Genomic DNA, 12,950 nt, shown 5'->3' with positions numbered 1-12,950 from the left:
TCTTCCCCGACGGACCGTTACGAGAGCGCGGCGTCGATCGCCGACTCGAGGTCGTCGATCAGATCGTCGACGTGTTCGATCCCCACGGAGACTCGAATCAGCCCGTCGGTGAGGCCGGCCTCGAGTCGCTCCTCTCGCGGAATTGCGGCGTGGGTCATCGGCGCCGGCTGTTCGATCAGACTCTCGACCCCGCCAAGGCTCTCGGCGAGGGTGAACACCTCGGTGTTCGAGACGACCTCGCTCGCCTCCTCGAGGCTCGCGTCGAGTTCGAAGCTCAACATGCCGCCGAAGTCGTCCATCTGCTCGCGGGCAATCTCGTAGCCAGGGTGGCTCTCGAGGCCCGGATAGTAGACCCGATCGACGTCGGGGTGGCCCTCGAGTGACTCGGCGAGCGCGCGGGCGTTCTCGCAGTGGCGATCCATCCGCACCGGGAGAGTCTTCGTTCCCCGCAGGACGAGAAAGCACTCGAAGGGACCCGGCGTCGCGCCGACGGCGTTCTGGTAGAAGCCAAAACGCTCGTCGAGGTCGGCGTCGTTCGTCAGGAGCGCACCGCCGACGACGTCGGAGTGACCGCCCAGGTACTTCGTCAGCGAGTGCGAGACGATATCGGCGCCTAACTCGAGCGGGCGCTGGAGGTACGGCGTCGCGAACGTGTTGTCGATCGCACAGAGCGCGTCGTTCGCGTGTGCGATTTCGGCCGCACCTTCGACGTCCACGATCGACATGAGCGGGTTCGTCGGCGTCTCGAGCCACAGCAGTTCGGTCTCGGAACGGAACGCGTCCTCGATCGCCTCGAGGTCGGTCATATCCACGAACGAAAACTCGAGGTCGTACTCCTCGTAGACCTGGGTGAAGATGCGGTGGGTGCCGCCGTAGACGTCGTTGCCGGTCACGACGTGGTCGCCGGCTGAAAGCAAGTTGAGGACCGTGTTTATCGAGGCCATCCCGCTGGCGAAAGCGCGGCCGTAGTCGGCCGACTCGAGGGCCGCGAGGTTCTCCTCGAGGTCGGTCCGCGTGGGGTTGCCGGTCCGGGAGTACTCGTAGCCACGGTGGTCGCCGGGGGCGTCCTGTTCGTACGTCGAGTTGGCGTGAATGGGCGTCATTAACGCGCCCGTCCGTTCGTCGGGCACCTGGCCGGCGTGGATCGAGCGCGTTTCGATCCGGAACTGGTCATCGTCCATACCTGTCCCGACGTGCTGGAGGCAGGTTACACTGACGACCGCCCCCGCGAATCCTCATACGTGAAATCGGTGACCGCACCGGTCGGAAAGCCACGTTATGGGCGAGACTGCGTTCCCACCGGTTCGAGCGACGCCGTCGGTATCAACCCCACTCGTTGCACGGACCGACGGTGGTGTCAAAATACAGGATCGAAATAATGTACATAGACATCCACAATATTTGTTTATCGTTTCTCTTCGCGTAACTTACCCTATGAGTTCGAAACCAGATCACGACCACCACGCCGACCACGACCATCACACTCACGAACGCGGCGTCGGTTACGCGACGCCACAAGCCGCCATCGAAGAGAGTAACCCGGAGACGATCGCGTACGTTCCGGCGCTCTACGTCGGGACTGACGTGAGCGCACCCGATCTGTTGACCGTCGTCGACGTCGACCCCGACTCCCCGACGTACTGTGAAATTATCGACCGAGTCGAGATGCCGGAAATCGGTGACGAGTTACACCACTTCGGCTGGAACGCGTGTTCGTCGTCCTGTCACATCGAGGAAGCACAGCGACGGTACCTCATCGTTCCCGGAAACCGCTCGTCCCGGATTCACGTCATCGACGCCGCCGACCGCGAGAATCCGGAACTCGTGGCGGTCATCGAACCCGAGGAGGTCTTCGAACACGACCTTTCGGCACCCCACACCGTTCACTGCATCCCAGGAGAGCAGGTTATGATTAGCATGCTCGGCGACGCGGAAGGGAACCTTCCGGGCGGGTTCCTTCTACTCGACGAGAACTTCGACGTCGTCGGTCGGTGGGACGAACCGGGCGACATCGAAATGAACTACGACTTCTGGTACCAACCGCGTCGCAACGTGATGGTGTCCTCGGAATGGGCCGCTCCGGAGACGTATCAGCCGGGATTCGACCTCGAGGACGTCGAAGCCGGCAACTACGGTCAGCGACTCCACGTCTGGAACTGGGAGGACCGGACGGTCGAACAGACGATCGATCTCGGCGAGGAAGGCATGGTCCCCCTCGAGGTGCGCTTTCTCCACAGCCCGGAGTCCGAACACGCCTACGTCGGTGCCGCACTCTCCTCGAACATGTTCCACCTCCACCGCAAGGACGACGAGTGGCAGGCCGACAAGGTCATCGACGTCGAATCGCGCGAACACGACGACTGGGACATGCCGGTTCCCGGCCTGATTACGGACCTCGTGGTCTCGATGGACGACCGGTACCTGTTCTTCGCAAACTGGCTCCACGGCGAGGTCCGCATGTACGACGTCTCGGATCCGTCGAATCCGCGACTTGTCGATACGGTTTCCGTCGGCGGCCTCTTCAGCGACCGCCAGACGGTCAAAGGACGCCCAATCAACGCCGGTCCGCAGATGCTCCAGCTCTCGCTGGACGGCGAACGACTCTACTTTACGACGTCGCTGTACTCGAGCTGGGACGACCAGTTCTTCCCCAAGGAAGGGATCGAGGGATCGGTGATGTTGAAAGTCGACGTTGACCCTCGTAAAGGGAGGATGGTTCTCGACGATGAGTTCCTCGTCGACTTCGGCGAGTTACCCGAGGGACCCGCTCGCGCCCACGAGATCCGCTGGCCCGACGGCGACTGCACTAGTGACGTCTGGATGTAACGACCACGCGCCCGAGTGTAGCACGAGCGCGCCCGAGTACCGGGTATCGCCGCTCGAATTCGACGGGGTCGGTGGCCACCGCGCTCGCCTCGGACTCGGCACTGCTCCGGTAACCGAGTGCGGTTCGTCGCTGTCAAGACCGGAATCCGAGCGGACCGGATGGGCGAAGTAACGAACCAATTCCCTCGAGAATGACCCAAAAATCGGACGTGTGAGGGGGATGAAATCGATGAGAGCGGACCGCATCTCGATCGCAGTTGCGATTCCCACCCTCGCTGTTTGGCCGGCAGTCGCCAGCGCCACGGGACGGAAGGAGGTACGTACAATCACCACACATCAGTTCTGTTCGTCGCGGCGGTCACGCCCTCGACGATCCTGAGCCTCACGGTCGGCGTCGTCGTCGTTCGACGGTATCGATCGAAACTCGCCGCCGATCCCGAACACGAGTCGATGCAGAGACGGATGGCCGTCCTCCTGTTCGTTCTGGGCGTCGTGGCACTCTTATCGGTTACAAGCCGCCAGCCGCCCATGGCAACCGGCGGGTTGATAGTCGGCGGAGTAATCGCGTTGTTCGGTCGGAACCGAGGACTCTCACCGCATGCTGGCTGTGCGGACGCCGCGTTCGGTACCCTGTTGTTCCACTGAACCGTCGAGGGAGTTCTCGTCGCGGGCCTGCACGTCTCAAACGCCACACTCGGCGTCGTCGGACTGGTTCTCCTGGCGCTCCACGCGGTCGGCGAACCGCCGCGGTCGCTGGACTGTACGCACCCCTCATACGATCTCCTGTAAGTCATTTCCGGTGCGACCGCGACTTGTCCTGCGGTCACACCGGTAAATCGTTACAGCAAACCGTATCAGTCGAGGCCGGGGAATCGCGGGCGTCGTCGGTATCAACCTCGGCTTTCTCCTCGGTGCGATCGCCGGGCAGTACGTCGCCGTCGTTCTGCCAGAACCGGCGGATAAAGCACTTCTCGCGGGCGTTGGTGGCGCTCTCGTCGTTACGAGTGTAACCGAACCGCAACTGTCGATCGGACGGCGAAGACGAGCATCCGGAGAGCCAGTTCCCACACTCGAGTAGCGGTCCTCGTGCCCACACCATCGGACTATCGAAGCGATCCCGACCGATACCTCCGCGGGGACGGAACGTGCGTTTTATAACCATCACCAAGTAAGAGAGGCGTACGACTATGCCCAACTCTAGTGGACCTCGGCAGGGAACCCGGAACAAGCTCTCGAACGCCCCTCGTGATCGAGGATCGTCCCCCCCACAGCGCGCGATTCAGGACTACGAAGAAGGTGAGAACGTCCACCTCAAGATCGACCCGAGCGTACACAAGGGCCGATTCCACCCACGCTTCGACGGTCGAACCGGCGAGGTCGTCGGCAAGCAGGGGAACGCGTTCAAAGTCCAGATCAACGACGGCGGCAAGGAGAAGACCCTGATCGTCACTGCGGCACACCTGCGCGCCCAAGAGCGCTCCGAAGACCGCGTCTGAGAACGGATGACGATCTTCAAGGAGATCGTCGACGAGGAGTTCCTTACGGTTTCGGAGACCAAGGAGCTCCTCGCCGACATCGAAGCCGAACGCGCACTGGACGAACAGCGCGAACTCCCCTACGAGCTCGCGCGAGCGATCGAACACGCGAATCGCTTTACCGTCCTCGAGCCGGCGGAGGCCCAACAGCTGGTCGACGACTTACAGGCTCTCGAGAAGGTCGACGAGCCGACGGCGTACAAGATCGCGAACCTCCTGCCACGCAATCGGGACGAACTGCGGTCCGTCTACGCCCAACAGCGGTACTCGCTGTCCGGCGACGAACTCGACGAAATTCTCAACGTCGTTGCCAGGTACGCCTGAGACGGAAGGCACTCACGATTCAGTAAGCCACAGGCCGGCCGCAGGTCGCCGAGACTGGGATGGTCCGTCGGCACGGATCGTCGCAACTGGGTATCGATTGCACGGGGTGTGGAGATGAGAGCGAGCCGACTCTTTAAGTATGCCGTCGCCGTATCGCCTGACAATGAGCGAAGCCGACAGCGACGGGACGGACGTTCGGCGCGCGGTCGTGTTGGATTACCTCGCACACGGTCTGTCGGACGACGGACGGCCCCAGTACGAGAAGTCACCGGCGGGGTACGCGATCGACGTCGAGAGCTTCGAACTCTATCAAGTGGCGTTCGACGAGGACGAACGGTTGACGATCGGTAGCGAGGTGGTCATCGAGCCGGCCGACGAACGTGAGGTCGTCACCGAGTGTCAACGCGTCGAGTACGAGGATCTCTCTTCGGGATCCCGCTCGGAACTCGAGTACGTCGTCCAGGACGTCGTCGAGGAGAACGAAGAGCGGTTCGTCGACTTCTACAACGAGGCACAGCCGATCACCCTGCGGCTCCACCAGTTGAACCTCTTGCCGGGGATCGGGAAGAAACTCCGAAACGGCATCCTCGACGAACGAAAGCGCAAACCGTTCGAGAGCTTCGACGAGCTCTCCGAGCGCGTCTCGGGTCTCCACGACCCCGACGAAATTCTCGTCGAACGCATCTTAGAGGAGCTTCGCGACGACGACCTCAAATACCAGACGTTCGTCGGCCAGGACGACTGATACTGCTAGACGGAGCTGACAGTACGAGCGGAGTGATATCCGGACGATACGGGAGACGGAATCTCATCCCACATTACATTTAAGCCCGTTGCAACTGAACGGAGAGTGATGATCGAAACCGTTCTACTCGCGGTCGGCTCCGGCGACAGCGAGCGATTCGAAGAGCTGACAAGACAGACGATCGACATCGCCAAACCGACGGGCGCGACGGTCGTCCTCGCACACGTCATCTCGGCCGACGAGTACGAGGACGAAGTCCAGAGCTACCACGACGCCATCGACCGGATGGGACTCGATCTCGAGCAGGGTGGTGTCCCGCCGGAGTCACTGGCACGAGAGACCGAACCGGTCGGCGAAATTGCCGAGGAACTCGAGGCCGCGGACGTCGACGTCGAAATCCGCGGTATCGTCGGCGACCGAGCCGACGAAATCGTCACCCTCGCGGAGGACGTCGACGCGGACAACGTCGTCGTCGGCGGTCGTCGCCGGTCGCCGACCGGAAAGGCGGTGTTCGGGAGCACCGCCCAGCAGGTGATGCTCAACGCACCCTGTCCGGTGACGTACGTTCGACAAGGAACCGTCTAAGACGGTCTTCGGTATCGCTTTTTTTGTTCTCGCTCCCAATCGGATGGAGACGGTGCGTTTACCCGGATTGGCGCTCAATCGCGGGTAATGAGAGACCCCGATCGATTGCTCGCAAGGGCGGGTGTTCGCGGCGATCCGGATCACGACCAGCACTTTCTCGTCGACGACCGGGTACTGGATCGGCTACCGACCTATCTACCCGACGACGCGGACGTCGGTCACCTCCTCGAGATCGGCGGTGGAACCGGTGCGTTGACCGACCGATTGCTGGCGAAGACGGGCGACGACGGTGCGGTAACGGTCGTCGAACGTGATCGCGACCTCGTGGCATTTTTACGCGAGGAGTTCGCCGAGGAGATCGACGACGGTCGGCTGACGGTGATCGAAGGTGACGCGCTCTCGGTTGAGTTGCCCGAATTCACCGCCTCGGTCTCGAATCTCCCCTATGGCGTCTCGAGCGAGATATCCTTTCGGCTCCTCCCCGAAAAGCGGCCGATGGTGTTGATGTACCAACAGGAGTTCGCCGAGCGGATGGTCGCCGAGCCCGGTACCTCGGCGTACGGGCGGCTGTCGGTGTCGACCCAACACTACGCGGACGTCGAAATCGTCGAGTCGATACCCAAAGAGGCGTTCTCGCCGCCGCCGGCCGTCCAAAGCGCGGTCGTCCGGGCACAGCCCCGCGAGCCGGACTACGAGGTCGACGACGAGGAGTTCTTCCTGCGGTTCGTCAAGGCACTGTTCACCCAGCGCCGGAAGACGATCCGAAACGCGATACGGAACACGGCCCACATCTCCGGCCTCGAGGAGCCCGAGGCGGTCGTCGAGGCGGCAGACGAGGCCGTCCTTCGAAAGCGCGCCGGCGCGATGTCGCCGGCGGCGTTCGCCGAACTGGCCGGGATCGCACTCGAGGTCGGTCAGCCCGCGACCGACGGCTAACGGTCGGCTACCGCAACGATCCGACCGGCGGCCCCGACCGACGGATACTCAAAGCTGGACGGACGACAGGCCGAGAGGCAACGTTCACCATGTCCGAGGTACTGGCGGTACTCGATTGGTTGGCAGAAGCCGTCGAGTCGGTGGAGCTAAAACTCGCGGTGACTGTCGCGGCGGTCGGTGTCCTGTGTATCGTTTTGGTCTCGTACAGTCGACTCCAGTCGGTGGTCAGCGAGCGCTCCAAACCGTTGTACGGCGACGTTATCTCCACGGCCGTGCTCACCACGACATTCCTGCTCACGCTGACCGTGGTCGTCGGCGTCTGGGACCAGGCGGATACGATCCGCGAGGGGTACGCACAACTCGACCTCGGCGGCGAGATACTCGCAAAAGCGATCGTCTCGTTCATCCTGATCGTCGGGACGCTCATCTTCAGGCGGTTCGTCAAGCGGGTGATCGACGAACTGCTCGGATCGGCCTCGGCGGTAACTGCCCATCAACGAGAGATCAGCCACCGGATCGCACAGGTGATCATCTGGTCGGTCTCGCTCGTCGTCGTTCTCGGCGTCTGGATCGACGACCTGAGCGGGCTGTTGGTCGGGGCCGGGTTTCTGGGAATCGTCGTCGGTATGGCCGCCAGACAGACGCTCGGAACCGTCCTCGCCGGCTTCGTCCTGATGTTCGATCGACCGTTCGAGATCGGCGACTGGATCGAAGTCGAGGACAGAGAGGGGATCGTCACCGACATCTCGATCGTCAACACCCGCATCCGCTCGTTCGACGGCGAATACGTCATGGTCCCCAACGACGTCATCTCCTCGAGTATGGTGACGAACCGCTCGAAACGTGGGCGACTGCGGATCGAGATCGACGTCGGCGTCGACTACGAGGACGACGTCGAGCGAGCCGCCGAAATCGCCGAGACGGTCGTGGGCGACCTCGAACACACACTCTCCGCGCCGGGTACCCAAGTCGTCACGAAGGAGTTCGGCGACTCGGCGGTCGTCCTGGGCGTTCGCTTCTGGATCGATCGACCGAGTTCGAAGCGACGATGGCGCGCACGAACCGCCGCGATCAACGCAATCAAACGCGAGTTCGCCAGTGAGGGAATCGGGATTCCGTTCCCCCAGCGCGAGCTCTCGAGCCGGGCCGGGGCCGACGTTCGCGTCGATGACGGCGCCCCACCCAGGAACGCCGGCGGGACCGGCGAGACGACGCCCGGTGGGGGAACGGACGAGGCGGACGGAGCGGCCGCTTCCGAGCAGGCGACTCGAGGCGAGGAGTATCGGATGACCGAAGGGAGGAACGATGACTGATCTCGCCTCGAGACGAGGCCTCGAGACGGACGTCTACCAGCCGGCGGAGGATTCGGAACTGCTCGCGGAGGCGGCCTGTTCGCGCCTTGTGGAGGAACGAAACAGGGACGACGACCACGACGACACCGGCGAGCGGCCGCTCGTCCTCGAGGTCGGGACCGGCTCGGGTTACGTCGCCGCGCGCGTCGCCGACGAGACGGAGGCTCGGGTGATCGCGGCTGACATCAACCCACACGCCGTTCGCCAGGCGGCTGGTGGTGGCGTCGAGGCGGTCCGAGCGGACCTCGTCTCACCGTTTGCGGACCGAGCGTTCGACGCCGTCCTGTTCAACCCGCCGTACCTTCCGACGGAGCCGGAAAACGAGTGGGACGACTGGATGGAGCGTGCGCTCTCGGGGGGTGAGGACGGCCGCGCGGTGATCGATCCCTTCCTCGCCGACATCGGACGCGTGCTCGCGCCGGAGGGGGCGGTCTACCTGCTCGTGAGCAGTCTCACCGGCGTCGATGCGGTCGTCGAACGCGCAGGCGAAGAGGGCTTTAGCGCGGCCGCCGTCGCCGACGAGTCGTTCCCGTTCGAGACGCTTACCGTACTCGAGCTGTTCCGCTGAGAGCGAGCCTGGCGATCCCGATACGATCCAGATGTCCCCGGCGACGACCTACAGTGTGTAGTCGTGTTCGCCGTCTTCGGTCTCGAGGAACGCCTCGAGGAGGTCGATCGTCGCGGCGACGTCGTCGACGTGAGCGGCTTCGGTGACGGTGTGGAGATACCGCGTCGGAACGGAGATCGCGCCGACCGGTTTCGCACCCGCCGTGTGCTGGAACCCCGCCGTGTCGGTGCCGCCGGCGGGCAGGATCTCGAGTTGGTAGTCGATCTCCTCTTCCTCGGCGACGGCTTTCATCCGCCGGTGGACCTTCGGATTGGTGATGACGCTCGAATCTTTCAGTTTGATCGCGGCTCCCTCTCCGAGTTTCGTGACGTGTTCTCCCGCGTCGAAGCCGGGGACGTCGTTGGCGACGGTGACGTCGAGTGCGATCGCGAGGTCGGGATCGACGTCGACGCCGAGCGCTCGAGCACCGCGGAGGCCGACTTCCTCCTGGACGGTCGCACAGAAGTGGATCGTCGCATCGGGCGTCTCGAGTCGGTCGGCGGCTTCGAGCATCGCGAACAGGCAGACCCGATCGTCGAGTGCCTTGCCGGTGATCGTCTCGCCGACGCGCTCGGTCGTCTGATCCATCGTGACGAGGTCGCCCGGCGAGACGCGCTCCTCGAGTTTCTCGGTCGGGAGACCGACGTCGACGAAGACGTCCTCGACGTCGGGTATCTTCTCTCGGTCTTCCTCGTCTAACGTGTGTGGGGGCGGCGAGCCAATGACGCCCGGCAGATCGCCGTCTTCGGTGTGTATCGTCACCCGTTGGGCTTTGAGCACACGGGCGTCCCAGCCGCCGAGTGCGTCCAGTTCGAGAAAACCGAAGCCGTCGTCTTTTCCCCGGACGTGACGAACCATAAAGCCGATCTCGTCCATGTGGGTGGCGACGGCGACGGAGTAATCGGTGACTCCCTCGAGCGTGCCGACGACGTTACCCATCGCGTCGGTCCGGACGCGGTCGACGCTCTCCTCGAGGCGGTCGACGACGAGTTCACGAATGCGATCCTCGTAGCCCGGGACGCCGCTCGTTTCGGTCAGTTCCGCGAGACCGTCGAAATCGAATGTCGGTGAGTCCATACCTGGACGTGACCGTCGTTCGATGATAAGCACGCGGGTCCGATAGCGCTCGACAGTCACCGCAACAAAGCGTCTCAGCGGGTGACGCATTCGTACACGAAAACCGCGGAGAGATTAACCACGGAGTATTAACCGATCGGGACGTTACCTCTGTTCATGAGTGACGTACGTGTTGCGGGAACGGGGATCACCCCGTTCGGCAACGTTCCCGAACGGACCGGACGTGACCTCTTTGCCGAGGCGAGCATCGCGGCATTCGAAGATAGCGACGTCCCAAGGTCCGACGTCGAAGCCGTCCTCTACGGAAACTTCATGGGCGAACTCGCGGAACACCAGGGCCATCAGGGCCCCCTGATGGCCGAAGCCGCGGGCGTCACCGCGCCGGCGACCAGATACGAGTCGGCGTGTGCCTCGAGCGGCGTCGCAATCAGGGACGCCGTCTACCGGATCCGAAACGGCGAAGCAGACGTCGTCCTCGTCGGCGGCGCCGAGCGGATGACTAACCTCGGGACCGCGGGCGCGACGGAGGCGTTGGCGATCGCCGCCGACGACCTCTGGGAGGTCCGCGCCGGAATGACGTTCCCCGGTGCGTACGCGTTGATGGCGAAGGCGTACTTCACCGAGTTTGGCGGCGGCCGAGAGGATTTAGCTCACGTCGCAGTCAAAAACCACGAGAACGCCCTGCCGAACGAGAAGGCCCAGTACCGGAGCGCGATTACCGTCGAGGATGCCCTCGAGGCGCCGTGGGTGTCGACGCCACTTGGCCTGTACGACTCCTGTCCGATCTCGGACGGCGCCGCCGCGCTCGTCCTTACGAGTGAGGCGTACGCGGAGGAACACGACCTCGACGCCCCGGTCGCGATCACCGGAACCGGACAGGGCGGCGACCGACTGGCGCTTCACGACCGCGAACACCTCGCGCGCTCGCCGGCGGCCCGTAAGGCGGGCGAGGAAGCGTACGCCGACGCCGGCGTCGCCGCGAGCGACGTCGACTTCGCGGAGGTCCACGACTGCTTTACCATCGCAGAGGTGCTCGCGATCGAAGCCCTCGACATCGAAGCGATCGGTGAAGGGATCTCGGCCGCTCGAGACGGCCGGACGACAGCGGACGGCGAGACGCCGATCAACCTCTCGGGTGGTCTGAAGGCGAAGGGACACCCGGTCGGTGCGACCGGCGCGTCACAGGTCGCGGAGATCACGACCTTGCTCTCGGGCGAGCATCCAAACAGCGAGTACGTCGAGGACGCGACGACCGGCCTCGCCCACAACGCGGGCGGTACGGTCGCAAGTGCAACCGTTCACGTACTGGAGGTGATCGCATGAGCGAACGCAGAGAGACGAGTGCGATGACGCCAGTGCGTGCTCTGGAGGTGATCGCATGAGCGGCGAGAACGGTGTGCAAGACGCCGGTTACGACGAGTGGCTCGACGCGGCCGAAGAGGACGACGCGTTCTACCTCGAGTGTCCAAACGGCCACGGATCGTTGCCACCTCGGCGGGTCTGTCCCGACTGCGGTTCGACGGAGTTAGCGCGCGTCGAACTCCCGGCGACCGGCGAGGTCGAAACGTTCACCGTCACGCACGTGCCGACGCCCGCCTTCGAGGATGATGCACCGTACGCGACGGCGATCGCAAACTTCGGTCCGGTTCGGATCACGGGCCAAATCATCGGTCTCGATCCCGATGCCGTCGAGAACGGCCTCGAGGTCGAACTCGTCGTCACGGTCTCCGAGACGACCGACGAACGGGTTCTCGGCCTCGAGGCGGTGTAACCCGAAACGGCGATTCCGGCGGCGAGTATCCTCTCGAGTGCCGACCGGTGAGTGAAATCGACATCGATCGCACACGGCTTTGTCCGTCAGTCGGACCGGAAACGTCACTAGTCGTCGACGTCGGCCTCGGCGCTCGTCAACTCCGCGCTCAGATACTCGACGAACTGGTCGGGGTGTTCGGCGTGGGGGAGTTGCGTCGCGTAGTCGATGACGACTAACTCGAGGTCTGCGGCCTCGGCGAGCTCCCGGCCCTCACGCAGGGGAACGAGTTCGGCGTCCCGTCCCCAGACGAGCGTCGTCGGAACCTCGAGTTCCGCCAGTTCGGTGGCGAGGTCGGCGTCGGGGTCGAGCGTTCCGGCGGCGAACGAGGCGGGTGCGTACCGGGAACCGGGCTGGTGGGCGCCTTTCCAGGCGTAGGCGACTTCCGCCTCGTCGATCGACCCGGAATCGTAGTAGCCATCCCGATCGTAGAAGTAGCGGATCGACGGCTTGCTCGCGAGCACGTTGTAGATCGTCGTGCCGACGATCGGCGTCCGAACGAGCGTGCGAAGCCACGGTCGTTCCGGAGCGGTCTCGTCGGTCGGACAGATCAACACGAGCGCGGTCACGTCGGTTTCGCTCGCGGCATCGGCGGCGAACGATCCGGTCAGCGAGGAGGCGACGACGACGGGCTCGTCGGTGACGTCTCCCGCGAAATCCCGGACGAACTCGGCGTACAGCGTCGGCGAGTAGACCAGCGGCGGCCGCTCGGATCGGGCAAATCCAGGGAGATCGACCGCGACGACGTGGTAGTGTTCGGCGAGGCGCTCGAAGATCGGTTCGAACTCGTTGCTGCTCGCACCGGCGTGGATTCCGTGGAGCAAGAGCATGTCCTGGTCGTCGGGGTCGCCCGCGACGGTGTATCTCACTTCGATCCCGCGCCACCGAAACGTCCGCTCGACCCCGGGAAGCGGGTTCTCGAGGTCGCCTGCGCGATTCGCGAGGAGGCGGTTTCCGACCACGGCGGCGCCGACGGCGCCCGCGGCCGCGCCAAGAATCGTTCGGGCTCTCATACGACGGCTGTTCTCCCGCAACACCCTTAGATGTACGGTCGAACGCCGAACGGATCGTTCACGGCATTACCCATTCTCGGACGGGCGGCGACTCGTACGGATTGGTGTCGTTGCGTCTCGGTGATTGCCGAACCCGTCCG

At 63.8% G+C, this 12,950-nt stretch carries 15 protein-coding genes; 11 read left to right on the top strand and 4 right to left on the bottom strand.

Features of this window, described 5'->3' with window-relative positions; genetic code table 11:
* Nucleotides 1-17 precede the first annotated feature (17 nt).
* Nucleotides 18-1,181, bottom strand: a complete 1,164-nt coding sequence (locus tag AB7C87_RS16155; RefSeq protein ID WP_369730521.1) for a cystathionine gamma-synthase — start codon at nt 1,179-1,181, stop codon at nt 18-20.
* 253 nt (nt 1,182-1,434) lie between these two features.
* Between AB7C87_RS16155 and AB7C87_RS16150 the strand changes: the two genes are divergently transcribed.
* On the top strand, nt 1,435-2,826 hold the full coding sequence (locus AB7C87_RS16150; RefSeq protein ID WP_369730520.1) for a selenium-binding protein SBP56-related protein: 1,392 nt from the start codon (nt 1,435-1,437) through the stop codon (nt 2,824-2,826).
* Between the two features lie 279 nt (nt 2,827-3,105).
* On the top strand, nt 3,106-3,471 hold the full coding sequence (locus AB7C87_RS16145) for a hypothetical protein (RefSeq protein ID WP_369730519.1): 366 nt from the start codon (nt 3,106-3,108) through the stop codon (nt 3,469-3,471).
* 178 nt (nt 3,472-3,649) lie between these two features.
* Here AB7C87_RS16145 and AB7C87_RS16140 read toward each other — a convergent pair whose 3' ends face one another.
* A complete protein-coding gene (locus AB7C87_RS16140; protein ID WP_369730518.1) occupies nt 3,650-3,925 on the bottom strand; it encodes a hypothetical protein in 276 nt (91 codons plus the stop codon).
* A gap of 88 nt (nt 3,926-4,013) precedes the next feature.
* On the opposite strand from AB7C87_RS16140, the gene AB7C87_RS16135 reads away from it, so the two are divergent.
* The 7 genes from AB7C87_RS16135 (at nt 4,014) to AB7C87_RS16105 (ending at nt 8,871) form a co-directional block, all read left to right on the top strand.
* The gene (locus AB7C87_RS16135; RefSeq protein WP_369730517.1) at nt 4,014-4,322 is read left to right on the top strand and encodes a 50S ribosomal protein L21e; all 309 of its coding nucleotides are present in this window, start codon (nt 4,014-4,016) and stop codon (nt 4,320-4,322) included.
* Between the two features lie 6 nt (nt 4,323-4,328).
* Nucleotides 4,329-4,685: an RNA polymerase Rpb4 family protein gene (locus AB7C87_RS16130; protein WP_369730516.1), complete on the top strand. Its 357-nt coding sequence runs from the start codon at nt 4,329-4,331 to the stop codon at nt 4,683-4,685.
* Nucleotides 4,686-4,848: 163 nt separating this feature from the next.
* Complete coding sequence (locus AB7C87_RS16125; protein WP_369730515.1) at nt 4,849-5,430, top strand: DUF655 domain-containing protein; 582 nt, start codon at nt 4,849-4,851, stop codon at nt 5,428-5,430.
* Between the two features lie 108 nt (nt 5,431-5,538).
* Complete coding sequence (locus AB7C87_RS16120) at nt 5,539-6,015, top strand: universal stress protein (RefSeq protein ID WP_369730514.1); 477 nt, start codon at nt 5,539-5,541, stop codon at nt 6,013-6,015.
* A gap of 87 nt (nt 6,016-6,102) precedes the next feature.
* A complete protein-coding gene (locus tag AB7C87_RS16115; protein WP_369730513.1) occupies nt 6,103-6,951 on the top strand; it encodes a 16S ribosomal RNA methyltransferase A in 849 nt (282 codons plus the stop codon).
* A gap of 89 nt (nt 6,952-7,040) precedes the next feature.
* A complete protein-coding gene (locus AB7C87_RS16110; protein ID WP_369730512.1) occupies nt 7,041-8,264 on the top strand; it encodes a mechanosensitive ion channel family protein in 1,224 nt (407 codons plus the stop codon).
* A complete protein-coding gene (locus tag AB7C87_RS16105) occupies nt 8,257-8,871 on the top strand; it encodes a HemK2/MTQ2 family protein methyltransferase (protein ID WP_369730511.1) in 615 nt (204 codons plus the stop codon). The genes AB7C87_RS16110 and AB7C87_RS16105 overlap by 8 nt, the downstream gene beginning before the upstream one ends.
* Before the next feature lie 48 nt (nt 8,872-8,919).
* On the opposite strand, the gene AB7C87_RS16100 is transcribed toward AB7C87_RS16105, so the two are convergent.
* A complete protein-coding gene (locus AB7C87_RS16100) occupies nt 8,920-9,987 on the bottom strand; it encodes a M42 family metallopeptidase (RefSeq protein WP_369730510.1) in 1,068 nt (355 codons plus the stop codon).
* A 156-nt stretch (nt 9,988-10,143) separates the two neighbouring features.
* Here AB7C87_RS16100 and AB7C87_RS16095 point away from each other — a divergent pair, with 156 nt between their 5' ends.
* Both AB7C87_RS16095 and AB7C87_RS16090 read left to right on the top strand, forming a co-directional pair.
* Nucleotides 10,144-11,310 carry a thiolase C-terminal domain-containing protein gene (locus tag AB7C87_RS16095; RefSeq protein WP_369730509.1) on the top strand — a complete coding sequence of 389 codons (1,167 nt, stop codon included), beginning with the start codon at nt 10,144-10,146 and terminating at the stop codon, nt 11,308-11,310.
* A gap of 55 nt (nt 11,311-11,365) precedes the next feature.
* Nucleotides 11,366-11,758, top strand: a complete 393-nt coding sequence (locus AB7C87_RS16090) for a Zn-ribbon domain-containing OB-fold protein (protein WP_369730508.1) — start codon at nt 11,366-11,368, stop codon at nt 11,756-11,758.
* A 107-nt stretch (nt 11,759-11,865) separates the two neighbouring features.
* Here the strand turns inward: AB7C87_RS16090 and AB7C87_RS16085 are convergent, their stop codons facing one another.
* Entirely contained in the window at nt 11,866-12,810 is a 945-nt protein-coding gene (locus AB7C87_RS16085) for an alpha/beta fold hydrolase (RefSeq protein WP_369730507.1), read from the bottom strand.
* Nucleotides 12,811-12,950: the final 140 nt, after the last annotated feature.

The sequence above is a fragment of the Natrarchaeobius versutus genome, assembly GCF_041205745.1.
GTDB lineage: Archaea > Halobacteriota > Halobacteria > Halobacteriales > Natrialbaceae > Natrarchaeobius > Natrarchaeobius versutus.
This window is presented reverse-complemented; position numbering and strand designations above follow the sequence as displayed.